26 protein-coding genes and 1 pseudogene are annotated in these 26,086 nt (G+C 61.3%); 21 read left to right on the forward strand and 6 right to left on the reverse strand.

Going from position 1 to position 26,086, the window contains the following annotated elements:
- Positions 1-12 precede the first annotated feature (12 nt).
- The 7 genes from ACTCHC_RS00395 (at position 13) to ACTCHC_RS00425 (ending at position 7,098) form a co-directional block, all read left to right on the forward strand.
- The gene (locus ACTCHC_RS00395; protein ID WP_463020463.1) at positions 13-1,146 is read left to right on the forward strand and encodes a CgeB family protein; all 1,134 of its coding nucleotides are present in this window, start codon (positions 13-15) and stop codon (positions 1,144-1,146) included.
- On the forward strand, positions 1,146-2,243 hold the full coding sequence (locus ACTCHC_RS00400) for a CgeB family protein (RefSeq protein ID WP_463020464.1): 1,098 nt from the start codon (positions 1,146-1,148) through the stop codon (positions 2,241-2,243). Before ACTCHC_RS00395 ends, ACTCHC_RS00400 begins: the two co-directional genes overlap by 1 nt.
- The gene (locus ACTCHC_RS00405; protein ID WP_463020465.1) at positions 2,240-3,337 is read left to right on the forward strand and encodes a CgeB family protein; all 1,098 of its coding nucleotides are present in this window, start codon (positions 2,240-2,242) and stop codon (positions 3,335-3,337) included. The genes ACTCHC_RS00400 and ACTCHC_RS00405 overlap by 4 nt, the downstream gene beginning before the upstream one ends.
- Before the next feature lie 14 nt (positions 3,338-3,351).
- Positions 3,352-4,371, forward strand: coding sequence for a UDP-glucuronic acid decarboxylase family protein (locus ACTCHC_RS00410; RefSeq protein WP_463020489.1), 1,020 nt, complete (start codon positions 3,352-3,354; stop codon positions 4,369-4,371).
- Complete coding sequence (locus ACTCHC_RS00415; protein WP_463020466.1) at positions 4,368-5,114, forward strand: TIGR04290 family methyltransferase; 747 nt, start codon at positions 4,368-4,370, stop codon at positions 5,112-5,114. Before ACTCHC_RS00410 ends, ACTCHC_RS00415 begins: the two co-directional genes overlap by 4 nt.
- Positions 5,115-5,228: 114 nt before the next feature.
- Positions 5,229-6,221 carry a DNA topoisomerase IB gene (locus ACTCHC_RS00420; RefSeq protein WP_463020467.1) on the forward strand — a complete coding sequence of 331 codons (993 nt, stop codon included), beginning with the start codon at positions 5,229-5,231 and terminating at the stop codon, positions 6,219-6,221.
- Between the two features lie 307 nt (positions 6,222-6,528).
- Positions 6,529-7,098 carry a hypothetical protein gene (locus ACTCHC_RS00425; protein WP_463020468.1) on the forward strand — a complete coding sequence of 190 codons (570 nt, stop codon included), beginning with the start codon at positions 6,529-6,531 and terminating at the stop codon, positions 7,096-7,098.
- 75 nt (positions 7,099-7,173) lie between these two features.
- Here ACTCHC_RS00425 and ACTCHC_RS00430 read toward each other — a convergent pair whose 3' ends face one another.
- Positions 7,174-7,428 (reverse strand): hypothetical protein, encoded by a 255-nt coding sequence (locus ACTCHC_RS00430; RefSeq protein WP_463020469.1) that lies wholly within the window; start codon positions 7,426-7,428, stop codon positions 7,174-7,176.
- Positions 7,429-7,631: 203 nt separating this feature from the next.
- Between ACTCHC_RS00430 and ACTCHC_RS00435 the strand changes: the two genes are divergently transcribed.
- Genes ACTCHC_RS00435 through ACTCHC_RS00475 form a run of 9 tightly spaced genes read left to right on the forward strand, consistent with a single transcriptional unit; the run spans position 7,632 to position 16,938 of the window.
- Positions 7,632-8,351 (forward strand): gluconate 2-dehydrogenase subunit 3 family protein, encoded by a 720-nt coding sequence (locus ACTCHC_RS00435; RefSeq protein WP_463020470.1) that lies wholly within the window; start codon positions 7,632-7,634, stop codon positions 8,349-8,351.
- Positions 8,344-10,128 carry a GMC family oxidoreductase gene (locus tag ACTCHC_RS00440; RefSeq protein ID WP_463020471.1) on the forward strand — a complete coding sequence of 595 codons (1,785 nt, stop codon included), beginning with the start codon at positions 8,344-8,346 and terminating at the stop codon, positions 10,126-10,128. The genes ACTCHC_RS00435 and ACTCHC_RS00440 overlap by 8 nt, the downstream gene beginning before the upstream one ends.
- 11 nt (positions 10,129-10,139) lie before the next feature.
- Positions 10,140-10,928, forward strand: coding sequence for a c-type cytochrome (locus ACTCHC_RS00445; protein ID WP_463020472.1), 789 nt, complete (start codon positions 10,140-10,142; stop codon positions 10,926-10,928).
- Between the two features lie 8 nt (positions 10,929-10,936).
- Positions 10,937-11,461: a c-type cytochrome gene (locus tag ACTCHC_RS00450; protein WP_463020473.1), complete on the forward strand. Its 525-nt coding sequence runs from the start codon at positions 10,937-10,939 to the stop codon at positions 11,459-11,461.
- Positions 11,461-12,390 (forward strand): cytochrome c oxidase subunit II, encoded by a 930-nt coding sequence (locus ACTCHC_RS00455; RefSeq protein WP_463020474.1) that lies wholly within the window; start codon positions 11,461-11,463, stop codon positions 12,388-12,390. The genes ACTCHC_RS00450 and ACTCHC_RS00455 overlap by 1 nt, the downstream gene beginning before the upstream one ends.
- Positions 12,369-14,903, forward strand: coding sequence for a cytochrome c oxidase subunit I (gene ctaD / locus ACTCHC_RS00460; RefSeq protein WP_463020475.1), 2,535 nt, complete (start codon positions 12,369-12,371; stop codon positions 14,901-14,903). The genes ACTCHC_RS00455 and ctaD overlap by 22 nt, the downstream gene beginning before the upstream one ends.
- Positions 14,903-15,226 carry a hypothetical protein gene (locus tag ACTCHC_RS00465; protein WP_463020476.1) on the forward strand — a complete coding sequence of 108 codons (324 nt, stop codon included), beginning with the start codon at positions 14,903-14,905 and terminating at the stop codon, positions 15,224-15,226. The genes ctaD and ACTCHC_RS00465 overlap by 1 nt, the downstream gene beginning before the upstream one ends.
- A gap of 10 nt (positions 15,227-15,236) precedes the next feature.
- Positions 15,237-15,995 carry a cytochrome c oxidase assembly protein gene (locus tag ACTCHC_RS00470; protein ID WP_463020477.1) on the forward strand — a complete coding sequence of 253 codons (759 nt, stop codon included), beginning with the start codon at positions 15,237-15,239 and terminating at the stop codon, positions 15,993-15,995.
- A gap of 7 nt (positions 15,996-16,002) precedes the next feature.
- On the forward strand, positions 16,003-16,938 hold the full coding sequence (locus ACTCHC_RS00475) for a cation diffusion facilitator family transporter (protein ID WP_463020478.1): 936 nt from the start codon (positions 16,003-16,005) through the stop codon (positions 16,936-16,938).
- Between the two features lie 36 nt (positions 16,939-16,974).
- Here the strand turns inward: ACTCHC_RS00475 and ACTCHC_RS00480 are convergent, their stop codons facing one another.
- Positions 16,975-18,531, reverse strand: coding sequence for a sensor histidine kinase (locus tag ACTCHC_RS00480; RefSeq protein WP_463020479.1), 1,557 nt, complete (start codon positions 18,529-18,531; stop codon positions 16,975-16,977).
- Positions 18,532-18,747: 216 nt separating this feature from the next.
- Between ACTCHC_RS00480 and ACTCHC_RS00485 the strand changes: the two genes are divergently transcribed.
- Positions 18,748-19,032: a hypothetical protein gene (locus ACTCHC_RS00485; RefSeq protein WP_463020480.1), complete on the forward strand. Its 285-nt coding sequence runs from the start codon at positions 18,748-18,750 to the stop codon at positions 19,030-19,032.
- Between the two features lie 62 nt (positions 19,033-19,094).
- Here ACTCHC_RS00485 and ACTCHC_RS00490 read toward each other — a convergent pair whose 3' ends face one another.
- Together ACTCHC_RS00490 and ACTCHC_RS00495 are read right to left on the reverse strand one after the other, a co-directional pair.
- On the reverse strand, positions 19,095-19,427 hold the full coding sequence (locus ACTCHC_RS00490; RefSeq protein ID WP_463020481.1) for a hypothetical protein: 333 nt from the start codon (positions 19,425-19,427) through the stop codon (positions 19,095-19,097).
- Positions 19,428-19,540: 113 nt separating this feature from the next.
- Entirely contained in the window at positions 19,541-19,894 is a 354-nt protein-coding gene (locus ACTCHC_RS00495; protein ID WP_463020482.1) for a PRC-barrel domain-containing protein, read from the reverse strand.
- A gap of 675 nt (positions 19,895-20,569) precedes the next feature.
- Here ACTCHC_RS00495 and ACTCHC_RS00500 point away from each other — a divergent pair.
- Together ACTCHC_RS00500 and ACTCHC_RS00505 are read left to right on the forward strand one after the other, a co-directional pair.
- Positions 20,570-21,472 carry a formate/nitrite transporter family protein gene (locus tag ACTCHC_RS00500; RefSeq protein ID WP_463020483.1) on the forward strand — a complete coding sequence of 301 codons (903 nt, stop codon included), beginning with the start codon at positions 20,570-20,572 and terminating at the stop codon, positions 21,470-21,472.
- Positions 21,473-21,614: 142 nt separating this feature from the next.
- The gene (locus ACTCHC_RS00505; RefSeq protein ID WP_463020484.1) at positions 21,615-22,313 is read left to right on the forward strand and encodes a hypothetical protein; all 699 of its coding nucleotides are present in this window, start codon (positions 21,615-21,617) and stop codon (positions 22,311-22,313) included.
- A 240-nt stretch (positions 22,314-22,553) separates the two neighbouring features.
- Here the strand turns inward: ACTCHC_RS00505 and ACTCHC_RS00510 are convergent, their stop codons facing one another.
- Complete coding sequence (locus tag ACTCHC_RS00510) at positions 22,554-22,667, reverse strand: entericidin EcnA/B family protein (RefSeq protein WP_463020485.1); 114 nt, start codon at positions 22,665-22,667, stop codon at positions 22,554-22,556.
- A complete protein-coding gene (locus ACTCHC_RS00515) occupies positions 22,668-24,491 on the reverse strand; it encodes an extracellular solute-binding protein (protein ID WP_463020486.1) in 1,824 nt (607 codons plus the stop codon).
- Between the two features lie 333 nt (positions 24,492-24,824).
- Between ACTCHC_RS00515 and ACTCHC_RS00520 the strand changes: the two genes are divergently transcribed.
- Both ACTCHC_RS00520 and ACTCHC_RS00525 read left to right on the forward strand, forming a co-directional pair.
- Positions 24,825-25,598 carry a 3-hydroxybutyrate dehydrogenase gene (locus tag ACTCHC_RS00520; RefSeq protein ID WP_463020487.1) on the forward strand — a complete coding sequence of 258 codons (774 nt, stop codon included), beginning with the start codon at positions 24,825-24,827 and terminating at the stop codon, positions 25,596-25,598.
- A pseudogene (locus ACTCHC_RS00525) lies at positions 25,598-25,841 on the forward strand (patatin-like phospholipase family protein); the annotation flags it as partial. The gene ACTCHC_RS00520 and the pseudogene ACTCHC_RS00525, both read left to right, overlap by 1 nt.
- Positions 25,842-26,086: the final 245 nt, after the last annotated feature.

Raw genomic sequence — 26,086 nt, forward strand, 5'->3', positions numbered from 1 at the left:
TTGAGGTAGGCCATGCAATTCGTCCTATATACCCATTCCGCAATTTCAGACTGGAACCATGGCAATGTGCATTTCCTGCGCGGCGTGATGCGTGATCTCAAGCGGCGCGGTCACGGGGTCCGTTCGCTGGAGCCGCAGAATTCATGGAGCCGGCAAAACCTGATCGCCGAGCAGGGGCCGGGTGTCGTGGCTGAATTTCACCGGGCTTTTCCCTGTCTGCACGCCGATATCTATGACGATAGATTCGATCACGCGGCCGTTCTGGACGCGGCCGATGTGGTGATCGTCCATGAATGGACGGATCCGGCGCTGGTCGCGCGCCTTGGGCAGGCACGCCAGCGCGGCGGGCGTTTCACGCTGCTGTTTCATGACACCCATCATCGCGCCGTCAGCGCCGGCGAACAGATCGCCGGCATGGACCTGTCCGGCTATGACGGTGTGCTGGCCTTTGGTGAAACGCTGCGCCAACAGTATCTGCGCGCCGGATGGGGAAGGAATGTCTTTACCTGGCACGAGGCGGCGGATGATGCCCTGTTCCGACCCTTGGCCGACACATCGAAAGACGCCGATCTGGTCTGGATCGGCAACTGGGGTGATGGCGAGAGAACGGCGGAACTGGATGAATTCCTGATCGAACCGGCCGGGCAGTTGTCGCTCGATACCACGGTGCACGGGGTCAGGTATCCCACAGAAGCCATTTCAAAGCTCGCCAGGGCGGGTATCAATTATCGCGACTGGATTGCCAATGCCGATGTGCCAAAGGCCTTTGCCCGGCACCGGATGGCCGTGCACATTCCCCGCGCGCCCTATGTTCATGCGCTGCCCGGCATTCCCACGATCCGCATGTTCGAGGCCCTGGCCTGTGGCATACCACTGGTCAGCGCGCCCTGGGACGATGTCGAGGGCCTGTTCCGTCCGGGGGTGGATTTCCTGTGCGCCCGCAATGGTCGCCAGATGCGTCAGCACCTGTCTTTGCTGCGTCACGATCCGGTCGCGCGCCACGAGATCGCCCAGGCTGGTCTGGAAACCATTCGCGCCCGTCACACCTGCCGCCATCGCGTGGACGAACTGCTGGCCATTCTGCGCGATCTGGGCGTGACAACGCGCGCAGCGGAACCCGGCGCGGCACTCAGGGAGACAGCGTGATGAAGACCATCGCCTTTTACGGATCGAGCCTGCTTTCGTCCTATTGGAACGGGGCCGCCACCTATTACCGGGGCATGTTGCGGGCGCTGGCTGACCAGGGCTATCGGATCACGTTCTATGAACCAGATGTTCTTGACCGTCAGGCGCATCGCGACATCGATCCGCCAGACTGGTGCGATGTGGTGGTCTATGCGGGTAACGCGCAGGGGCTGCGCCGCGCGGCCACCGCCGCCCGAAAGGCCGATATCGTCATCCAGGCCAGCGGCGTCGGTTTCGAGGATGATCGCCTGCTGCAACAGGTGATGGCCAATGCCCGCGACGGCGCGATCCGCATCTTCTGGGATGTTGATGCGCCCGCGACGCTGCAGGCGCTGCGCGACCAGCCCGGCCATCCGCTGCGCGCGGTCCTGCCGCATCTTGACATGGTTCTGACCTATGGCGGCGGCGCCCCGGTCGTGCGGGCCTATCGCGACCTGGGCGCGCGTGACTGCGTGCCGATATATAATGCGCTGGACCCGGCCACGCATCATCCGGTGCCCGCGCAGCAGCGGTTCGCCTGCGATCTGGCCTTTCTGGGCAACCGTCTGCCCGACCGTGAGGCGCGGGTCGCCGAATTCTTCCTGTCCGCCGCGCGGCGCTGTCCCGATCAGCGGTTCTTGCTGGGCGGATCGGGCTGGGCGGGGCTGGCCCTGCCCGAGAATGTCCGCCTGCTGGGGCATGTGCCCACGGCGGATCACAACGCGCTGAATTCCAGCGCGCGGCTGGTGCTGAACATTGCGCGCGACAGCATGGCCGCCACCGGCTTTTCCCCCGCCACCCGCGTGTTCGAGGCCGCCGGCGCCGGTGCCTGCGTCATCACCGACGCATGGGAGGGGATCGAGATGTTCCTGACGCCGGGGCAGGAGGTTCTTGTGGCCCGCGACGGCGCCGATGTGGCGGAACTGCTGACATCGGCGCAAGGCAACGCCTATGGTCGGATCGGCGCGCGGGCGCGGGCGCGGCTGCTGGCCGAACATACCTATGCACAGCGCGCCCGGCAGGTGGATACGCTGTTTGCCAGGCAGATGATGCACGAACGGGCGGGGGTGCTGTTATGACCCCGCCGCTTGATATCGTGTTCATCGGGCTGACGCTGTCGTCTTCCTGGGGAAACGGGCATGCCACCACCTATCGCGCGCTTCTGCGCGGGCTGGCGGATGAAGGGCATCGGGTGCTGTTTCTGGAACGGGACAGGCCCTGGTATGCGCAGCACCGCGATCTGGCCTCGCCGGATTTCTGCGACTTCGCGCTTTACGACAGCCCCGAGGAACTGCTGCACCGACACGCCGCACGGCTGCGGCAGGCCGATGCGGTGATTGTCGGTTCCTATCTGCCCGATGGCCGCCGGATCATCGACGCGCTTTCACGCCTGCGCCCGCGGATGCTGTGTTATTACGACATAGACACGCCGGTGACGATGGATTTGCTGCGCCAAGGCGAAGAGACCCATCTGGCGGCCGCGCAGATCCCGCTTTTCGACATCTATCTTTCGTTTTCCGGCGGCGGCGTTCTGTCCTATCTGCAGCAAAGGCACGGTGCGCGGCAGGCCGAGGCGCTGTATTGCTCGGTCGATACCGCCGGATATGCCGGGACGCCCGACCTGCCCATCCGATGGGATCTGGGCTATCTGGGCACCTATAGCGATGACCGCCAGCCGGGGCTGGAGGCGCTGCTGCTGGAACCCGCCCGGCACCTGCCACAGATGCGGTTCGTCGTGGCTGGTTCGCAATACCCCGACGACATTGACTGGCCCGCCAATGTCGAGCGGATCGAGCATCTGCCACCCGACCGCCACGCGGCCTTTTACCGCGCGCAGCGGTTCACCCTGAACGTCACCCGCGCGGCGATGCGCCAGATGGGCTGGTCGCCCAGTGTGCGTCTGTTCGAGGCCGCCGCCGCCGGCACGCCGGTCATCAGCGATGACTGGCCGGGGCTGACCGAGTTGTTTCCGAAAGACCGCGCCATCCTGATCGCACAGGGTGGCGGCGATGTCATCGCGGCCCTGACACGGCTTGACGATGACCGCCGCCACTTCATCGGGCAAAGCGCGCGAACGATCGTACGAGCACGCCATACCGGGCGGGCAAGGGCGCGTGAACTGGGAAAACTGTTGATTGGTCACAGGGCGGCCACACCCGCCGTCACCACTTGAAAGCGAGGATAGGGATCATGGCATCGGTCTTGAAAAAGAATATACTTGTCGCCGGCGGGGCCGGGTTCGTCGGCTCGCATCTGTGCGAGGCATTGCTGGGGCGCGGGCATCGGGTGATCTGTCTGGACAGTTTTCTGACCGGCAGAGAGGCCAATATCCTTTCCCTTTGTGCGCATCGCGATTTCCGGCTGGTCCGGCAGGATGTCATCGACCCGGTCATCCTGTCAGAGCCGCTGGATCAGATCTATAACCTGGCCAGCCCCGCCTCGCCGCCGCATTATCAGGCGGACCCGGTGCATACGATGCTGACCAATGTTCTGGGCACCTCGAACCTGCTCAAGCTGGCGCTGTCGCGCAAGGCGCGGTTCGTGCAGGCCTCGACCAGCGAGGTTTACGGCGATCCCGAATCCCATCCCCAGAAAGAGGATTACGTGGGCCATGTGAACTGCACCGGTCCGCGGGCATGTTACGACGAAGGCAAACGCGCCGCCGAGGCCCTGTGTTTCGATTATGCGCGGGCCGGGCATGTGGATGTGCGCGTGGCGCGCATCTTCAACACCTATGGGCCAAGAATGCGACCCGATGACGGGCGGATCGTGTCGAACATGATCGTGCAGGCGCTGGAGGACCAGCCGATGACGATCTATGGCAGCGGCGAACAGACCCGATCGTTTTGCTATGTCTCGGATCTGGTGGCGGGGCTTATCGCGCTGATGGATGCGCCCGTGGCGCCGGGCTCGGCGATAAATCTGGGAAATCCGCAGGAATTCACCATCAACGAACTGGCGGCCATGGTGCGTGACCTGATCCCGACGCGCGCCCGGCTGGTTCATCGGCCGTTGCCGCAGGATGATCCGCGCCGCCGCCGCCCCGACATCAACCGCGCGCGCACGCTGTTGAACTGGCAGCCGCAGATCGCGCTGTCCGAGGGGCTGCCCCGAACGATCGACTGGTTTGCGGCGGCGCAGCAGGACATGTCGCTGCCACCGCTGCCCGCCAGACCCGCCATGCAATTTTCGGGACTGCCGACATGACTGACCGCCCCGCATCCCGCCTTGATCCGCCCGATGCCGATCTCGCCCGGCAGATCATCGAGCTTGGCCCCTGGTTTCACAATCTGCGCATCGGCGGCATCCAGACCGCCCCCGATCATTTCCTGGGCGATTACCCGTCCTGCAAATGGCAGGCGTTCAAGGATGTGCTGCCACAGGACATGGCCGGGATGACGGTGCTGGATGTCGGCTGCAATGGCGGGTTCTATGCGCTGGAAATGGCGCGCCGCGGGGCCGATCGTGTGGTGGCGATCGATTCCGATCCGCGATATCTGGCCCAGGCCAGCTTTGCCGCGACACAATGCGGTGCGCATGTCGAGCTTCACCTCATGTCGGTCTATGATGTCGCGCAGTTGAAGGAACGCTTCGATCTGGTGATCTTCATGGGGGTTCTCTATCATCTGCGCCATCCGCTTCTGGCGCTTGATATGCTGCACGAGCATGTCGTCGGCGACCAGATGCTGTTTCAATGCATGCAGCGCGGTCCTGATATGGTCGCGCCGGTCCTGCCCGATTACGATTTCAACGACTGGCAGCCCTTCGAACAGGCCGGTTTCCCGTCGCTGTATTTCATTGAACATTGTTACGCGGGCGATCCGACGAACTGGTTCATTCCGAACCGCGCCGCGGCCGAAGCCCTGTTGCGCAGCGCGGGGTTTGTGATCGAAGCACATCCCGAGCGTGAGGTCTATCTGTGCCGCCGCAACGCCTCCTTCGACACATGAACGGCGTTCGGATGCGCCCGGGCGGGAACCGTTCCGCGATACAGGCGGTTGCATCTGGCACGGGGATCTTCCGTGCGTGCGTTCTGCAAAGATGCGAAGGAACCCAGTGGTCGGATGCCCAATTCAACGACGGATCTTCGATATTACTGGCATGACCAGCCGGGTATCCGCCGGGTGCGGCGGGGGCGGGGGTTCAGCTATGTGACGCCTGATGGTTCGGTTCTGGCCGATGACGCGGAAAAGCAGCGGATAAAGCGGCTGGGTATCCCGCCCGCCTATCGGAACGTGTGGATCTGCCCCGATCCGCAGGGACATTTGCAGGCCATGGGTCAGGATGCGCGTGGCCGCAGGCAGTATATCTATCACCCTGACTGGATGGGCGAACGCGCACGCCTGAAATTCGAGGGCCTCGCCGATTTCGGACGGGCCCTGCCGACCCTGCGGCGGCGCGTCCTGCGCGACCTGCGCCACCCCGATGCCGATGAGGGGCTTGCCCTTGCCGCGGTTGTCGCATTGCTGGATCAACTCGCGTTGCGGGTTGGAAACACCAGCTATGCCCGCGCCAATGGCAGCTATGGCCTGACGACCCTGCGCCGGCGCCATGTGCATCTGTCGCGCGGCGCGATCCGGCTGGAATTTTCCGGCAAGGGCGGAAAGACGGCCCAATACAAGCTGAAGGACCGGCTGATTCATGCCGCATTGCAAAAGATGGATGATCTGCCCGGCGGTCGGGTCTTTTCATGGCTGGATGCGCAGGGGCAACCGCGTGGTGTGCTGTCGCAGCATGTGAACGCCTATCTTGCCGATGTCACAGGGTTGGACAATGCGACGGCAAAGACCTTTCGCACCTGGTCGGGCACGCTTGACGCATTTCGTCTGGCGCTGGCCACTCCGGCCGATGACCGGCTTACCCTGCGGGAAATGACGGCGGCCGCCGCAGACCGGCTGCACAACACCCCTTCGGTCGCGCGCAGCAGCTATATTCATCCGCGCGTGCTGGAACTGGCCGACAGCCCCGCGCGCGAAGCCCTGAAAGATCTGTCGCCCTATCGGCAACCCGGTCTTCGGCAGGGCGAGGGGCATCTGATCGCCTTTCTGCTCGGCTGATTGTCGCTGGTCTGCGATGCGCGCTCGGCGACAAATTGCTTGGCCCGGCATTGTCCGGATCATCGCCGCAGCCCCCGGGAACAACAGCAAAACAGCATTGTTCTGAATGCGACGTGACCGACGAAGGCTGCTTGCCCGCGGGACGTCGTCAAAAGCCGGGAGGAACCACGGCATGACAACATCAGGAGGGGCCGAGCGGCGGCGCGGTTTTGAACCCGAGGGCCAATGGCCCGAATTCAACCCGTGTCGTCTGAACCAAAGCAATCGAACGGCCATTGCGGCCAAATCAGTCAAAAGGACATACCAAATGAATAAGAACATTCTTGTCACGGCAATCGCTTCGGCAGTGCTGGCGTCGGGGGCCTTTGCCCAATCGACAACAGGTTCGTCAACGACGGGAGCAACGAGTGGTGCAGGCGTCAATGACAGCACAACCATGATGGGTCGGGACTGGTCCGACAATACGGCCGCATCCTTTTTCACGGATGACGGCAACATGTCACTGCTGTCTGAATCGGAAATCCGCACCAACTGGGCACAGTTGAGCACAGAGGAAAAGGAACAGGTGCGTGCTGACTGTCAGGCCATGAGCGAATCCGACAGCGCAAGCTCCACCGGATCGTCGGCCAGCGGCACCGACAGCGGCTCGTCCTCTGTAACCGGCTCTGCTGGCGGTTCTTCCACGGGCGGTACCAACACGACGACCGGCATGGGGTCGTCCACCACGACCGGCAGCACAAGCACCGGGACAAGTGCCACCGGGTCGATGACCAGTGGCACCAGCCCGACATCGGACAGCATCACTGCAGGCATTTCCGAAGGGCGTGTTTCGCTGACCACCTGGGTGCAGCTGTGTGATCAGATCGAATCGATGTGATCCTGAACAATCCGACAAACAAGAGAGGCGGGCCATGGGTCCGCCTCTTTCTGTTGTGAAACGGTTCAAGGTTGCTTAGCAATCGTGATCATAATCCATGGTCATGATCGCCACACTGGCGGCCAATGTTCCGAATATCAACGAGGCCTCGGCAAACAGCAAAAGCGATGCCAGGCCGGCCTTGTCGCCCTGTGCGAAGATGCCCATTCCGGCGATGTCGTTCCAGATCAACAGCAAAGCCGTGCTGCAACCGATCACGACGCCATTGGCGAAATGGATCAGCAGAAAACGAATAAGCTTGGGCAAGAGCAGCCATCGGGTTCGGATCATGCGGCGCTTTCCAACGTGAAGGTGGGTGTTTTCAGGTCTGACAACATCAGGGTTGGCTGTATGTTCCTGGCGTCGCACAGGTTCCCGACCGGCCATCCCGCGCTGAGGCCGTGTAAAAAAACCACCGGAAAATCAGAAAAGTCGGAACATGATCCCAATCCCCCGGTTGTTTTCATGATGTCGCAATAAATCGGGGCTGACAGATGGGGACAGGATTTTCGCGCAGGGCTGTATTGGCACAGATGGGCGCCGCAGGTTTGGCGGCAGCCAGCGGGGGTGGACTTGTCGTCAGGCCCGCTTATGCGGCGTTGGATGACAAGACCTGGTATTTTCTGACGAATGCAGAGGCGCGGTTTCTGGCGGCGGCCTGTGATGTGCTGATCCCCGCCGATGAATATCCGAGCGCCAGCGAGGCCGGCGTGGTCGATTTCATCGACCTGATGCTGGGCGGTCCCTATGGGCAGGGCGAGGGGCTGTATCTGCAAGCACCCTTTGCCGAAGGCACGCCTTCGCAGGGCTATCAGCGCGACATGACCCCGGCGGCGCTGATCCGCGCCGGGATTGACGGGATGCAAGGCCAGGGCGATGCGCTGGCCGATATGGACATGCAGCAGCGCCAGGACCGCATTCAGGCGCTGGCCGATGGCAATGTGCAATTGCCCGGCGGTCTGGCCGCTGATTTCTTCGACGAATTGCTGCGGCTGACCAATCAGGGCTATTTCGCCGACCCGGCCTATGACGGCAATCTGGATTATGCTGGCTGGCAAATGATAGGTTTTCCAGGGGCTTATGCCTATTACACGACCGAGGTCGGCCGGCATAACCTGCCCTATCCAGCCCCCCCGAAAGGCATGTCGCATGTTCCAGGCCAGGGCGCGGCACGGATGCGGATCGTAAAGACGAAAGGGGGGGGCGATGGCTGACAGAACACTTCCGAAAACAGATGTGGTGATCATCGGCGGCGGCTGGACGGGTCTGACGGCTGCTTATGAGCTGGCCCAGAACGGGCAGAAATGCGTGATACTGGAACGTGGCGCGCATCGGCATGACGCCACCAGCTTTGGCGGCCCCGAAGAACATGACGAACTGAAATACGCGATCCATCACCAGCATATGGTCGATGTCAGGAAAGAGACGCTGACCTTTCGCAACCGCCGCGACCAGCAGGCCCTGCCGATGCGCAGGCTGGGCTCATTCCTGCCGGGCACCGGGCTGGGGGGCGCGGGCATCCACTGGAACGGCCAGATCTGGCGGCCCCTGCCCAGCGATCTGGAAATGCGGTCGCATTACGAGGCGCGCTATGGGCCCGATATCTTTTCCGACGATCTGACGGTTCAGGACTGGGGCGTGACCTATGATGAGCTGGAGCCGCATCTGGATTTCTTTGAGCGCATCTGTGGTGCTGCGGGATATGCCGGTAATCTGAGTGGCGAAAAGCGTCCCGGCGGCAATGTGTACGAAGGGCCGCGCAGCAGCGACTATCCCAATCCAGCGATGACCCAGCCGATCGCCACGACGCTGTTTGGCAAGGCGGCGGGCGAAATGGGGCTGAACCCCTTTCCCCAGCCGTCGGCCAATGTAACCCAAGCCTATGAGAACCCTTACGGCGCGCAATTGCATCCCTGCACCTATTGCGGGTTCTGCGAACGCTTTGGCTGCGGGTATTTCGCCAAGGCCGATCCGATCATCTGCGTCTATGACCGCATCAAGGACCACCAGAATTTCGAGATCCGCTTTGGCTCGCAGGTTCTGCGCGTCGAAAAATCGGCAGACGGACAAACCGCAACCGGCGTAACCTATCTGGATGCCAATGGGCGCGAGGTGTTCCAGCCTGCCGATATCGTCTGCATGAACGCCTTTTCGCTGTGGAACGTGCATCTGATGCTCGTCTCGGGTCTGGGCAAGCCCTATGATCCGCAAAGCAGGACCGGCACCGTCGGGCGGAACTATTCCTATCAGACGATCGCGTCGGTGGATGTGTTTTTCGATGACCAGATCATCACCAACCCTTTCATGGGGGCGGGTGCGTTGGGCATGGTGGTCGACGATTACAATGGCGACAATTTCGATCACACCGATCTGGGCTTTGTCGGCGGCGGCTATATCGCCTGCACCCAGACCAATGGCCGCCCCATCAGCTATCAGCCGACGCCCGAAGGCACGCCGAAATGGGGCGGCGCCTGGAAAAAGGCGGTGCGCGAGAATTATCTGCGCCATGGGGGGCTGCTGGTGCATGGGTCGTCGATGTCGACGCATGAGAACTATCTCGATCTCGATCCGACCTGGAAAGATGCCTTTGGGCGGCCACTGTTGCGGATGACCTTCGACTTTCCCGAAAACGATCGCCGGATGTCGGATTATTGCCTGAACCGCACGATCGAGATCGCGCGCAACATGGACAATGTGACGGGCATCCATCCGTCAAATCGGGCGGCGGCAGGCAGCAGCTATTCGATCGTTCCCTATCAGACCACGCATAATGTCGGCGGTGCGGTGATGGGAACCGATCCGGCCACGTCGGTCGCCAACCGCTATGGCCAGATGTGGGATCATCACAATGTCTTCGTGTTCGGCGCCTGCCTGTTCCCGCAGAACCTGGGTTACAACCCCACCGGCCCGCTGATGGGGCTGGCCTATTGGACGCTGGACCACATGAAGTCCGACTATATTCCCAACCCGCGCCCCCTGATGGACAGTTGAGGAGACCAAACATGCGCTTCAGGCTCAAACATCTCATTCCCACGCTTGCCGTTGCCGGGTCTTTGGGCGGATCGGTCCTTGTCGCAACCGCGCAGGATTATGACGACACGCCCCGGGTCGAACGGTTGCAGGCCGCGCTGAACGATGACCGCGTTCTGTTTCAGGCGACGGTGAACCAGCAGCCGGACGACGATCTTCTGGAACTTGGTCAACTGGTCGCGATGGGCGGCGGCCAGCAGGGCGGTTCGGGCATGGCTTGCATCGCCTGTCACGGGGCCAGGGGGCAGGGCGATGGCTCGGGCGCGTTCCCGCGCATCGCCGGGCAGGCCGGCTGGTACATGTACAAGCAGTTGAACGATTTCGCCTCGGGCACCCGGCCCAACGAGATCATGACCGGTATCGCCCAAAGGCTGAGCGATGAAGAGCGCGAGGCGGTTTCGGCCTATTATGCCGCCATTGACGCGCCGGTGCTGCCGACCAGCGGACAGGTGACGGGCGAAACCCTGCAATGGGGCGGCCAACTGGGGGCGGTCGGGTCCGAGGAACGCGGCATACCGGCCTGTATCAACTGCCACGGCCCGCAGGGAACCGGGATGGCCCCCTCTGTGCCCTATCTGGCGGGTCAGGATGCCGCCTATATGGCCAAGCAACTGACGGACTGGCGCGACGGGCTGCGCGACAATGATCCGATGAACGTAATGTCGGCCATCGCCGCCAAGATGACGGATGAGGATATCACAGCCGTTTCGGAATATTACGCAAGGGTTGGCCCGCAGGTAACCGCCGCCGCGCCGCAGTGAGGCGCGTGATGCCGCATCGCCCTGAACCTGATGGCCCCGGCATTGGCGCATTCGTCTGGCTGATCATCGTCACACCGGCGGCGGTGCTGGTCATTTCGCTTTGGGCGTTGGGGCGACCACAAGAGAATGGCGGGGAAATGTCGGCGTTGCGTGCAGAAATTCTTGAAATCGGACAGGGTGAACCTGATGTGCCCGGCCGGGTTCCCCAGGCGCTTTCGGCGCGGATCGCCGTGGGGGATATGCCCGGTGCCAAGGCAGGGCGTGCCCCTGCATTGTTCGCCGCCTATGGCTGCGGCGCCTGTCATCGGATCGCGGGCATTGCGGGTGCCAATGGTCGCACCGGCCCCGATCTGACCCGGCTGGCGGCGCAGGGCTATCTTCCGGGTGGGATGGGGAACGCACCGGGCACGCTGATGCAGTGGATCATGAACCCGACCACGGTTTCCCCCCGAACGGCGATGCCCGATCTGGATGTCACCGAACAGGATGCGCGCGACATGGCGGCCTATCTGATCGCGGCGGGGCGCAGGTGATGGACAGAACTCTGGACATGTTCGGCGCGCAATCGGCGCTGATACCTGCGGGCATCGGGGCGCGCACGGCCTATGATCTGACGATCTGGATGACCGGGGCCGGTGTGGCCATATTCGTGCTGGTGATGGGGCTGGTCTGGCTGGCCTGGCAGCATGGCGGTGCCCCGCGCGCCTGGTGGATCTGGGGCGGTGGTGTGGTGTTCCCGCTGGTCGTGCTGACGATCCTGGTTGTCGCCTCGACCCTGACGCTGCGGGCGCAGCCACGCGGGGACAGGGACGGTTTGGTGATCGAGATCACCGGCCATCAGTTCTGGTGGGATATTGTCTATGACCCCGAAGGTCGTGCCCTGCGCGATGCCAACGAATTGCGCATTCCGGTCGGTCGGCCCGTCACGCTGCGCCTGAAATCTGATGATGTCATCCATTCTTTCTGGGTGCCGTCGATTGCGGGCAAGCTGGACATGATCCCCGGCCGGGTAAACGAACTGACCGTCACCGCGACCAAAGAGGGACGCTTTCGCGGCCAATGCGCCGAGTTTTGCGGGCTGTCGCATCCGCTGATGGCCCTTGATCTGGTCGCCATGCCCGAAAGCGGGTTTTCCACCTGGCTGAACGGCGCGCAGGCCGAGGCGCGCGATGCGGCGCGGCCCGAATTGCTGCGCGGGCGCGAGGTGTTTCTTAACGCGGGCTGCACGGCATGCCACAGCGTGCGCGGGGTCGCCACGGGGGGTGTGCTGGGGCCCGACCTGACCCGCGTTGGTGCCCGCCCGACGCTGGGCGCGGGCATGTGGCCGATGAACCTTGGCAATATGGCCGGCTGGATCGCCGACGCGCCGGGGATGAAGCCGGGGGTGGCCATGCCCCGGTTCAACAGCCTGTCCGGGCCTGATCTGCGCGCCGTGGCCGAATGGTTGGTAAGCCTGAAATGACCCATGCCGCCGACATATCCGCAACTGAAACGCCGCCCGAGAATGCGGCGAGCTTTGAGCAGATTTGGGCGCTGCCCAAAGGGTGGCGGGCCACCAGCGCGGTATCGCACCGCGTCATCGGCAAGCGGTTCATCGTCACTGGCTTCGTGTTCTTCCTGATCGCCGGGATACTGGCGCTGCTGATCCGCACGCAACTGATCGTGCCCGACAACACGTTTCTAAGCAGCGAGACCTATAATCAGGTCTTCACGATGCACGGGACCATCATGATGTTCCTGTTCGCCATTCCGACGCTGGAAGGCTTTGCCATCTATCTGATCCCGATGATGATCGGCACGCGCGATCTGTCCTTCCCGCGGCTGGGCGCCTTTGGTTGCTGGTGCTATCTGTTCGGCGGGCTGATCCTGATTTCGTCGTTTCTGTTCAATGCCGCACCCAGCGGCGGCTGGTTCATGTATGTGCCGCTCAGCACCTCGAAATTCATGCCCGGCGCGGGGGCCGATTTCTGGCTGATCGGCGTCACCTTTGCGGAAATCGCCACCGTCACCGCGGCGGTCGAGATCATCGCCACCATCCTGTGTTCGCGCGCGCCGGGGATGAGCCTGACGCGGATGCCGGTCTTTTGCTGGTACATGCTGATCACCGCCTTCATGATCGCCATCGGCTTTCCGCCGCTGATCATCGGCTCGATCCTGCTTGAGGCCGAGCGGGTGCTGGGACTGCCGTTTTTCGACCCCGCGCTGGGGGGTGATCCGCTGTTGTGGCAGCATCTGTTCTGGCTGTTCGGCCATCCCGAGGTCTATATCATCTTCCTTCCAGCCGCAGGCATGGTGGCGACGATGCTGCCGACCTTTGTCGGCAAGCCGATATTCGGCTATGGCTTCGTCGTGGCGGCCGTGGTGTCGATGGGGTTTCTGTCCTTCGGGCTGTGGGTGCATCACATGTTTGCCACCGGCCTGCCGGTGCTGACGCTGTCGCTGTTTTCGGCGGCCTCGACCATGGTCACGGTGCCCACTGGGGTGCAGATCTTCAGCTTCATCGCCACGCTCAGCCAGGGCCGGCCCCGGCTGAAAGTGCCGATGCTGTTCATCCTGGGTTTTCTGTTCGTCTTCGTGATCGGCGGGCTGACAGGTGTGATGCTGGCGGCGGTTCCGTTCAACTGGCAGGCCCATGACAGCCATTTCGTGGTGGCGCATCTGCATTATGTGCTGATCGGGGGCATGGTGTTTCCGCTGTTTGGGGCCTTTTATTACTGGGTGCCGCATTTCACCGGGCGGATGATGTCCGAAAGGCTGGGGCGCTGGGTGTTCTGGCTGATGTTTATCGGCTTCAACATGACCTTCTTTCTGATGCACATCACCGGGCTGCGCGGCATGCCGCGCCGGATCGCCACCTATCCCGGCGGTATCGGCTGGGACAGGCTGAACCTGCTGTCCACGCTGGGTTCCTATATGATCGCGGCGGCGGTGCTGATCTTCATGGTGGATTTCCTGCGCCATCGCCGCTTTGGCCCTGCGGCGGGCCGCAATCCCTGGGGCGCGGCGACGCTGGAATGGCTGTATCCCACGGTTGCGCCGGGGCATAATTTCGACGCCATTCCCCGGATCACCAGCCGCGAGCCGCTGTGGGATCAGCCGGAACTGACGCAGGACCATCCGCGCGGGCTGCGAGGTGTGCTGCGCGAGGCGCATCATCACCGGCGCGAAACCATCGGCTGCGATCCGGTGACGGGCGCGCCGATACAGGTGATCCGGCTGCCGCATCCGACCCTGCTGCCGCTTGTCGCGGCGGTCTGCGTGGCTGTCGTGTTCGTGGCGCTGCTGACGAAAATCTGGTGGCTGGCGGGGGCGGGTGCGATCGCCAGCCTTGCCAGCTTTACCGCCTGGGGATGGGAGAAATCGGAAAGCCATATCCGGGAATATGATGCGGGTCTGGGGCTGACGCTGCCTGTCAATATCGTGGACCGGCGCAACCATACCCATGTCGCGGTGATCGGGACGATGCTGGTCTCCTTCGCTCTTTTCGCCTCGATCCTGTTTGGTGCGCTGTTCCTGTGGAATGTGCAGCCCGAGTATTCGGCACAAATGCGGCAGCCAGATGCTACATGGGCCGGGGCAGGGGCGCTGGCGGGGATCGCGATGGCGGTTCTGGCCGCGCTGACCAATCGCGGTGCGGTTCGCCGCCCCGGTGCGGGGGCGGCGGTGACAGGGTTGATCTGCGCGCTTTGCGCGGTATTGGCGGGGGGGCTGCTTTTCGTCGCGCTGTGGCAGACCGATCCGCGCGCCACCGCACTGGGGGCGACGCTGTGGTCCTTGGCGATATTCATTGGCGCGCATCTGTTCGTGCTGGCCTATTGGGCGGTCTTGAACGCGCTGCGCAAGCTGCTGGGCCGGGTGCAGGACGGCCAGACGCTGCCCGATCTGAACCTGCTGACACTCGCCAAGGCAACAGCCGCGATGACGTTGATCGCGGCGCTGATGTTCATCGCGCCGCAGATCGGGGGATTTCGCTGATGTCGCGACAAGATCATGCACCGCACCGCCAGATCACCGGCATCGCCGTGCCGCCGGTGATCTGGGCGCTGCATTTCATTCTGGTCTATGCCGCGCTTTCGGCGGCCTGCGCCCCGCGCGCGCTGCTGGATTTTCCGGCGCTGCACCTGCTGGTGGGGCTGGCCAGCCTGATCGCGCTGGGCGCAATCGCGGTGCTGATGGTTCGGGTGCGGGCCGCGCCGGGGTTGGGCCGCGCGGCCAGGTGGGGCGGTTTGATCTTTGCCGCGGCGATCATCATGGATGTGGTGCCGATGCTGCTGCTGACGACGTGCAATGGTGGATAGAGAGGTTAGAATGGAAACCTACATACCCTTTTGCGGCGCGCCGCCCGATCCCGGCGGGATATGGGCACGCTGGACGCTTGACCCCGTTCTGATCGGCGGGCTGTTGATCGCCCTGTTTCTGGGTCTGCGCCTGGTGTCGGGGCGGGGCCGACGCCGCGTTTTCCTGACCGGCTGGGCGCTGGTCACGGTCGCCTTTGTCTCGCCGCTTTGTGCGCTGTCGATGTCGCTGTTCACGGCGCGGGTGGTTCAGCATCTGGTGCTGGTGCTGATCGCGGCGCCATTGCTGGCGGCGGCCTTGCCCGCATGGCGCGGGCCACCGGTGGCGATGGCGCTGCTGTTCGGGGGGCTGTTCTGGCTTTGGCATGCGCCGGCACCCTATGCCGCCACGCTGGGCAGCGACGTGATCTATTGGGCGATGCATCTGAGCCTGCTGGGCGGGGCCGTCCTGTTCTGGATGGCGCTGCGCGCCCAGGCGCGTGTGGCGCCGGTCCGGTGTTTTCTGGCCGCGCTGCTGACCGGCGTGCAGATGTCGCTGCTGGCGGTTGTGCTGTTATTTTCGGCGCGGGCATGGCATGTCTGGCACGTCGTCAATGCGCCGCGCTGGGGGGTGACGGGGCTGGCGGACCAGCAGATTGCCGGGGCGGTGATGTGGATCGCCGGGGCAATGGTCTTTCTGAGCGTGGTCGTGCCGCATATCGCGCGGTTCCTGCGCGGCGGCGGGCAAACCGTCGCGCCGGTCGCCCCCAACGTTACGCCATCAAGGAGCTAGCACAGGAATGTCAGCCACCGGATCACGACGTGTCATCTATGCTGCCCTGGCCGGCAATGCGCTGATCGCGGTCACGAAATTCGTGGCGGCCAGCGTGACCGGCAGTTCCGCGATGCTGAGCGAGGCCGTGCATTCGCTGGTCGATACCGGCAATCAGGGGCTGCTGCTCTATGGGTTGAAACGCGCATCGCGCCCGGCCGACAAAAGCCATCCGTTCGGATACGGGATGGAGCTGTATTTCTGGGCCTTCGTCGTCGCCATTCTGATCTTCGGGCTGGGGGCGGGCGTGTCGGCCTATGAGGGGATCATGAAGCTGCGTGATCCCCATCCGGTCAGCAATGCCTATGTGAATTATATCGTGTTGGCCCTGGCGCTGGTCTTCGAAGGTCTGGCCTGGCTTGCCGCGTTTCGGCATTTCAGATCGGTCAAGGGCCAGCGCGGCTATCTGGAGGCGGTCCGGCTGAGCAAGGATCCGACCGAATTCACGGTTCTGTTCGAAGACAGCGCCGCGATACTTGGCCTGATCGTCGCCTTTGCAGGGCTGGTTCTGGCGGAAGTGCTGGACATGCCGATGCTGGACGGGGTTGCCTCGCTGCTGATCGGGGCGATCCTGGCGGTGACGGCCGTTTATCTGGCGCGAGAATGCAAGGGATTGTTGACCGGCGAGGCGGCATCGCCGCGCATGGTGCGCGAACTGGAGGCCATGATCGCCGCAACCCCGCAGATCATCAAACAGAACGAGCTGCTGACGCTGCATTTCGGGCCGAGCGAAATATTGCTGAACCTCAGCGTCGATTTCGCCGACGACCTGACCTCGGCCGAGGTCGAGGCCTGTGTCACTGCGCTGGAGCGGCAGATCAAGAGCCGTTATCCCGAAATTCGCCGCATATTCATCGAGGCGCAAAGCATGAGCGAAAGTGGATTGCCGATTGGTGACAGATGACGCATGACGCACCGCGCTGAGGCCATTCTTGCCACTTTACCTGTCGTCAGGGGCTGTTTTGCATTTCAGCGGAAAGCGCACGATGATCCGGGTGCCATTCTCGGAAACGATCTCGTGGTTCCCATCCAACTGGCTGGCAAAGGCAGCCATCAACCGGCTGCCCATGTTCTGCGCCGCATGTGGGTCAATGCCCTTGCCATCATCGGCGATCGTCAGCACAAGCATGTCATCCCCGTCTTTTTTCAGACTGACCCAAAGGTTCCCGATCTGGTCGGTATCCCAGGCATGTTTGAACGCGTTGGAAATGATTTCATTGGCCAGCAATCCGATGGACATCGCGCGATCGCTGGACAGATCGACCGGGTCCAGATCAAAATGAAGGGTGGTCGCCTTGCTTTGGCTTTGGGCGATGCTTTCTGTCAGTTCACGAAGATAACCAGAAGCATCAATCGTTGCGAACTGGTCGGTGGCATATATCTTTTCATGTATGGCGACCATCGTTCCGATCCGGCCCAGCAGGCTGTTGGCCGTTTGTCGATCCTTTATCTGCAAGCGGATCAGTGACATGACCGTCTGAAGGTTGTTCTTTACCCTGTGGTGAATCTCGCGCAGCAGGAATTCATTGCGCTGGTTTGCCTCGATCAGCGCCGCCTGCCGGCGGCTGTCGGCCTGCATCATCTTCAGCAGTTTGATAAATACGATGGACAGCGCGATAATCGCAGGCAGGGCAAGGGCAGACCAGATCGACAGGTTGCGCCGAAAATCGGCCATTGCCAGATCCCGGTCCAGGCCGGCCACGGCGACCACCGGCCAGTCCTCCATCTGCCAGTATCCCACAAAACGCGAAACGCCATCGGCGGGCGAGACACGGTTTTCATAGACCCCGTCCCTGGCGGTTTTCATTTCCTGGAATACACGGGCATTGCTTAGATCCATCGTGGGCAGTTTGGGCGTGCGGACGATCAGCGTCCCGTCCAGGCGGATCAGGCTGATCGCCGATTGTCCCGTAAAAGACATCGCACTGGCCAGTGATTGAAGAGCAGAGGCCGGGATTGCGATTGTTGCGGCCCCGACCATCTGGCCATCCCGTTCGATACGACGGGCGATGATGAACACGTCTTCTCCGGTCAGCCTTTCGCGCAGCATGGGTGAAACGACAATCTTGTCCCCCTCCTGCATTTTCTGGAAATAGTCGCGATCCACCACGTTTATGCCGGTGGTGGTGACGATGTTGGAATAGGTCAGATTTCCGGCGGCATCATATACCGAATATTGATAGCCATCCGGCAGGTCACGCACCGCATCGTTCAGATCCCTGACCGGATCGTCTGTCATACCACTTTCATGAAGCCGGATAGCATCCTCGATCCGTTGCAGGCTTTGGCTGCTGGCCTCGATTATCCAGTGAAATTGCGTGGCGACCACATGCGCCGATGTATGCGCGCGAATGCTGGCCTTTGCCCGCTGGGATTCATATTCGGTTCTGATGGCTACTGCCCAGAAAACGGCGACTGCAGCAATAACGGCAATTCCGGTAATGCATACCAACCGGACAGCCTGACGCGACGAAGATAACAATGCGGTTTGCCCCATTTTACTCGTCCGAAATTTGCAATACCGGCTTAGTCAACCCTAAGCTGTTCTGAAGGTAAAGCTTTTTGTAACTTCCCGTTTCGGCGGAAGAAATTTTTATCCTTGACGACAAGATTCTGCCAGCCCCGATTTTGTGGGAACAGGACAGATTGGCAAAAGTTAATATAACGCGGCCATTGTGGCCGCGACTGAACGCAGTGTCGAGGAGAAAATATCATGGCCGATCATGATAAATCCGGCAAGAACACCAGATATCATACTGGTTTCATGGGAAAAATGCGTGCACCAGATCCCGATAGCGCCCATAAAACCCTGCGCAACCCGGATCTTGCACCCCAAGATAGCAAGAATGACAAGGCCCAGCCCGAACCGCCGACAGCCGGTGACGAACATTGTGACGACACAGCCAACGGCCCTGCGCAGGGATATTTCCTGCACGATGAGGCTGGACCAAAAAGATATATCCGTTCAGCAAAAAAGAAGAAATCGGATCAGGGCTGACCGACGAGAACGAAACAACCATGGGTTGTTTCGCGTGCTGGCGCAAAGCCGCAACCACATTCTTATAATGCCAATACGACCAACACGATGGCGATAACGATGATGGCCCCCGCAATCACATAGCGCCGGCTGCTGCGTGCGGGATAGTGCGGCGGCGGGTCCATCGAAACAGGCCGCTGCGGGATTGACGGAGCCGCGGGATCGTTATTTGCTCGTTGCTGCGAAGCGTGTTCCATGCGGCGCTCTTCCAGGCTGGGAGGATGACCGCCCGCTTCGGCATCTGTTCCCAATGGCGCCGCCGCAGGATCGGGGAACGGAACCTTGTCACCGGTTTTTCCGTTGTCGATGTCGATTCTGGTTCGGTCGGTTGTGGGTATCTTGTCTTTGGTCATCATGTTTATCTCTTGAAATTGCCTGATAGGACGACTGATGTGCTGGCCACTTATGTGTGGGCGCATCGCGGGGAACCGTCATAAAAAGGGCCGTGACAAGGCCACGGCCCTAATGCTCAGATCCAGTAATAGGGAAACCCGTAATAATCGTGGGTTTCCTTTTCCCAGGTTCTGTCCTGATGCCAGTTATCCGAACGCTCTGGCGCGGACTTCAACTGGCTTTCAGAGATATCCGTCACAAAACCATTCTGAGCCGTGCTGTAGGACAAAGCTTTCCACGGAATGGGGTGATAATCATCGCCAATTCCAAGAAAACCGCCGAACCGCATCACGGCATAGGCGATATTTCCCGATGTCTTGTCGATCATCAGGTGATCTATGGTGCCGACATGTTCCCCTGATTTGTTGTAAACTTCCGTGCCATCGACATCGGATGACGCGACAAGGCTGTGATCCACTGATTGATCCATTAGTTCCTCCGGGTTGGACATTGCATGAAGAAAACGCGCTGCGGCCTGCGCTGTTCCAGTCGCAGTCGATATTCGCGCCTTTACGGCACGTTTCCGCTTGCCCCCGGCATGATCGCTGGAAGATCCGTTCGGTGCAGCCGCACAAAAGCGGACCGCCAGAGAGGGGAGAGCTCTCTGGCGGTCTGGCGAAAGATCGCCAAGGCCGACGCTATCGGGATGAGCAAATGTCGGCCCCGGCCTTTAACGAATGAAAGCCGGATTTGTTCGCTTGTCACCCGCAGCTAGTTTTCGGCTGCCTTTTGCCCGGCCGATGCCAGTTTGCGATCCTGTTCGCGCATCAAGGCCAGAAGCTGCGCAAGATCTGGCGGCAAGCCATCATCGGGGGCTTGCGCGAAGGCAAGACGCAAACATGCGTTTTGCAGCTGCTCGGTAGATTTGGGTTTATCAAGATACATCATGGTTCAGCCTGCATTTTTCAGCCTGCTTTGCTGATTTTTTGTCGAATTTTCGTGGACGTTCATCAGGATAACGCTTGAGATGGCAATATGATCGCTGCAAAAATGGAAAAAATTCGTTTCCAATGCAAAAATATTACCTTGTGTTGCCAAACTGTGATGCACAGGAACCCGTTGCGCCCGCCATTCGTTCCTTATGGAACCACATACGGGGCAGGATATGTCCGATACCTCTATACGGCATGACGCAGATCAGCGGGATGAACAGGGAAAGCAGGAAGAAAAAGAAGACGAACGCTCTGTCAGCGATGCGAAACGGCTTTCCTCGCGTCTGATCTATGAGGTTGTGCGCCGGGACGGTTTCGATGAACTGAATCGTTCGGCCGGGGCGCTTGCCTGGTCTGGCATCGCTGCGGGAATGATGATCGCCTTTTCGGTGCTGGCCGAAGCCTTCCTGCGCAGCCATCTGCCAATCGCCCCTTGGGTGCATCTAGTCGAAAGCATCGGATATTCATTCGGATTCCTGCTGGTCATCATCGGCCGGATGCAGCTTTTCACCGAAAACACGATCTCGACCGTCTTGCCGGTGGCCGGAAGCCCCAGCCTTGGCAATTTCTTCAAGGTTGTGCGGTTGTGGACGATCGTTCTTGCCGCGAATGTCGCCGGTGCGTTTCTGGCGGCGGCATTCATCGCCTTCAGCCCGGCTTTCAGTGCCGAAATAACCGCCGCCGTGCATGAGATTTCACATGAGGCAACCGGCAATCCACCGCTTGAGGGCTTCTTTCGGGCCATTCCGGCCGGTATTCTGGTTGCCGCCATCGTGTGGATGTTGCCGACATCGGGCCCATCGCGGGTATTCATCATCATCCTGTTCACGTGGCTTATCGCAGCCGGCGATTTCACCCATATCATCGCCGGCTCCGTCGAAATGGCCTATATGCTGCTGACGGGCGTCCAAAGCCCACGCGAAGCAGTTGGTGATTTTTTCCTGCCGGTGCTGGCGGGCAACATCATCGGGGGGACCACGGTCTTTACAATGATGGCCTGGGGGCAGGTCAGAAACGAGGTTGACCACCCCGATTCATCCACCTCAGCGGAACATTCGGCGCAGCGCTGGCGTTAGAACGTCGCAAACGCACTGATATGTGGCCTTGACGCGGATTTTACCGCATGGCCGCCAAGGAGGATTTCATGAACGGAATTATCTATCTCGTGGGTCTGGTCGTCGTGATCATGGCCATACTTTCATTTCTGGGGCTTCAGTGATGTCGGCCGTGGCAACGCCTGGTGGAAGCGTTGATCATTCCACCTCGCCCAGCACCGAAGTCGGTGTCGCCGTCGCCTTTGACCAAAGCCCGATGGACTGGGCGGCGGTTGTTGCGGGTGCTGTCGTGGCATCGGGTATCGCCTTTGTCTTCACGACATTCGGGGCGGCGCTGGGGATGTCGCTGATTTCACCCTATGATGGCGAAGGATCCCCTGTTGCCGCCGCTGTAGCGGTCGGATTGTGGATGCTGTGGACCACGATTTCCAGCTTCATGGCGGGGGGATACATTGCCGGACGCCTGCGGCGCAGGATGGTCGGCACATCCGAGCATGAAGTTTCCGTTCGCGACGGGCTTCACGGGCTTGTCGTATGGGGCCTGGCCATCCTTTTGGGGGCGTTCCTGCTGGGATCCACACTGGATACAACCATTACCGCCGCGTCGGCAGCCGGTGCGCAGGCCGTGGACCAGTCAACGCCGGGGGCGGGGACGCAGACAACCACCGTGACGGCGCCCGATATGGACAGCCCCCAGGCAAAGGCCATGGCAGAGACCGCCCGCAAATATTCCGTGGTTTCGGCCTTTGTCACGGCTGCCGCGTTGCTGATCGCGGGCGCGGCGGCGTACTGGGCGGCGGGCACTGGCGGGCGTCATCGTGACGAAAGTCAGGAATTCGCCGCGTTCGGTTCCTGGCGCTGAAAGGAGAAACAGATGCGTAGCTTGCTTCTTTGGATACTGGGTGTGCCGATCTGGGTCATCATTCTGATCGCGCTGCTGACATGACGACCTGAGCGGCGCGTAAATCCGTTCAGTCCCACACTGGCTGATCAACTGCCGCTTTCGGTCAAACGTTAGCGGCAGTGCATTTTCCGGCACTGCCGGCAGGCCAATTCCGGCCATTGATGGATCTTCCGCGCATCGGCAAGCGATGCCAGAGGGTCACAGCTTGTTCTGCACCGTGCGCGCGCCTGCGGAAATGTCGTCGCCGATCCCGGCGACCGTGTTGCAGGCCGCCAGGGCAAGGGTGAGGGCAATTATAAGCGCTTTGGCCATTCAATCCTCCGAATACCACCAGATGTCGGGTGCGAAACCCAGATAGTCCCCATAAATGGGAATAGTCGCGGGATACTTCAGTGCGCGCTTATGGGCAATACGGGACGTGCGCGAAAACCAGATCGGGATGACATAGCGCCCGCTGGTCAGCACCCTGTCCAGCGCCTGTGTGGCGGCGGTGAAATCGTCCTGGCTGCGCGCGGTCAGCATCGCGTCGATCATCGCCGGAATGGCCGGGTTATCCGCCCCCATCCAGTTCTTGGTGCCGGGCTGATCGACGCCCAACGGTCCCCAATACAGATATTGCTCGTTGCCGGGGCTCAGCGACAGGGCGCGGGTATACCAGGCCATATCGAAATCATAGGCATTGCTGCGCTGAACATACTGGGCGCCGTCCAGCAAGGTGACCCGCATGGCAATGCCCAGTCGTTCAAGCGCCTGCGCGAAGATATCGACGATCCGGCCCTGTTCTGTCGCACCTTGTTCCAGCACGATCTCAAAGCTGAAGGCCCGGCCTTGCGCGTTGCGCAGCACACCGTCAGCCCCCACGCGCCAGCCCGCCAGCTCCAGCAGATCGGCGGCGCGGCGCAGGTTGGCGCGGTTGCTGGGCCGGCCATCTGAAACGGGCAGGGCATAGCCTTCCAGCGCGCCGGGCAACAGTTCGGCCGCATGAGGGGCCAGTAATTCGTGCACGCGCCCCTTGGCTGGACCATCGGTCATGCCCAGGCCGGAATTGAAGAAATAGGATCTTATCCGTGGCTCGGTGCCGCCGGTCAGGGTCTGGCTGATGAATTCGAAGTTGAAGGCCAGGATCATCGCCTGCCGCACCCGCCAATCTGCAAAGATCGGACGACGCGTATTCATCACCAGACCGGTGATGCCCGACGGGCGCTGATGCGGGATCAGTGATTTCACGATCCGCCCATCGCGTATCGCCGGAAAATCATAGCCCGTTTCCCAGCGCGCCGCGTTGGCTTCGCGGAAGAAATCGACCGCGCCGCCGCGAAACGATTCAAACAGAACATCGCCATCGCCGAAATATTCATAGCGCAATTCATCGAAATTCATCTGGCCGCGCATCAGCGGCAGATCGCGCCCCCAGTATTGGGGATTGCGCGTCAGGGTGATGCTGCGCCCCGGATCGACCGCGTCGATCACATAGGCCGCCGATCCGATCGGCACCACGTCCAGGCCGCTGGCGGCGAAATCCTTGCCCTGCCACTGCGCCTTTTTCAGGATCGGGCGCAGCCCCAGCAGCAGGGGCAATTCACGGTCAGGCGTGTTGAAGGTGAACCTGACGCTGCGCGGGCCGGTGGCGGCGGCGCTGGCGACCTTGGCATTGACCGATTGAAAGCGCGGATCGGCGCCGGGGGTGCCCAGAATCTCATGCGACCATAGCACGTCGTCGACGGTGACGAGGGTGCCATCCGAGAATTTGGCCTCGGGGCGCAGGGTGAATTCGACCCAGTCTCGATTCGGCCCGACCTCTATCGATTCGGCCAGCAGCCCGTACAGCGTGAAGGGTTCATCCCATGAGCGGCCCATCAGGGTTTCGAACACATAAGTCCGCACCCCCCAGGGCGCGCGCCCCTTCAGAACGAAAGGGTTCAGACTGTCAAAGCTTCCCGTTTCGCCCATGGTCATGCGCCCGCCCTTGGGGGCATCGGGGTTCACATAGGGCAGTGACACAAAATCGGGTGGAAGGGCCGGCTCGCCATACATAGCTATGCCATGACGAGGTTGCGCCGCTGCCGGGGCGATGGACAGAATCGACAGCAGAACCGCCACCGCCAAACCGTAAATGCGGAAATAAACTGATCTCATTTTCGCAACACTTCCGCCTGCCCTTGTCTTGTTTGCCTGTCAGACTAGGCGGGCTTCCCAAGCATTTCAAACTTTTAGCTTGGACCCGCGCAGCACATTGCGTATAAAGAGGGCACTGCTCGATAGGTTTCTTGCCTGTATGAAACCTGCCTCAATAACTTAACGCCCGCTTCGTGCGGGCGTTTTTTTTTCCGTCATTGTCCGATCCATCACAAGTCTGGAAATGCAGACACTCGACATCGTGATAATTGAACGGCAAGACTTATCCTCGATTTTATCACCTGGGATGATAGATATGCTGCATATGCAGCATCAACAACGGAGCCCGCGCCAATGTCACTGTCCGGAAAAACCGCCATCATCACAGGATCGAACTCCGGCATCGGGTTGGGCATTGCCCATACGCTGGCGGCGGCCGGGGCCGATGTGGTGCTGAATTCCTTTACCGACCGTGACGAAGATCACGCGCTGGCCGCCGAACTGGCCAAGACCCACGGCATCAGCGCGCGCTATATCAAGGCTGATATGTCGAAAGGCACCGAATGCCGGGCGCTGATCGAACAGGCCGGGGTTTGCGATATTCTTGTCAATAATGCGGGCATCCAGCATGTCGCCCCGATCGACACGTTCCCGGCGGACAAATGGGATGCGATCATCGCCATCAACATGACATCGGCCTTTCATACCACGGCCGCGGCCCTGCCGATGATGCGCAAGGCGGGGTGGGGCAGGGTGGTCAACATCGCCTCGGCGCATGGGCTGACGGCATCGCCGTTCAAATCGGCCTATGTCACGGCCAAGCACGGGATCGTGGGCATGACCAAGGTCGTGGCGCTGGAAACGGCGGAAGAGCCGATCACTTGCAATGCGATCTGTCCGGGTTATGTTCTTACGCCGCTGGTCGAGGCGCAGATCCCCGATACGATGAAGGAATACAACATGGATCGTGAAACCGTGATCCGCGATGTGCTGCTGGCCCGCCAGCCGTCCAAGCAATTCGCCACCGTCGAACAGATCGGCGGCACGGCGGTGTTCCTGTGTTCGCCCGCGGCCGATCAGATTACCGGCACCACGATCAGCCTGGATGGCGGCTGGACCGCATTGTAATGGCGGCGGGCACAAAGCGGATCAACCTGGCGCTTCAGGGCGGCGGGGCGCATGGCGCCTTTACCTGGGGCGTTCTGGATCGTCTGCTGGAAGATGACGGGATCGAGATCGCCGGCATCTGCGGCACCTCGGCCGGGGCGCTGAATGGCGCGGCGCTGAAGGCCGGGTTGCATCGGGGCGGGCGGGAAGGCGCGCGAAAGAACCTGGCATGGCTGTGGGAACAGATCGGCGGCACCAGCGACGATGCCCTGTCCAGCTGGCTGAGCTATTTCACCCCGCCCATGTCCTGGGTCACGCAGGGTTTTGCCACCAATATGGCCTTTGCGATGGCCGAAAGCGCATCGCGCCTGTTCAGCCCCTATTATGGCTGCTTCTAAGCCAACCTTTAAAGAAAGCGTAACAGCTCACTGGTCTAAATAAGAGGTCCTGCGGCGAAGATGTAACGGGGCTAAAGTGATGCACCGAAGCTTAGGGTGTGCTCGTTTACG

The organism is Actibacterium sp. (genome assembly GCF_055134745.1).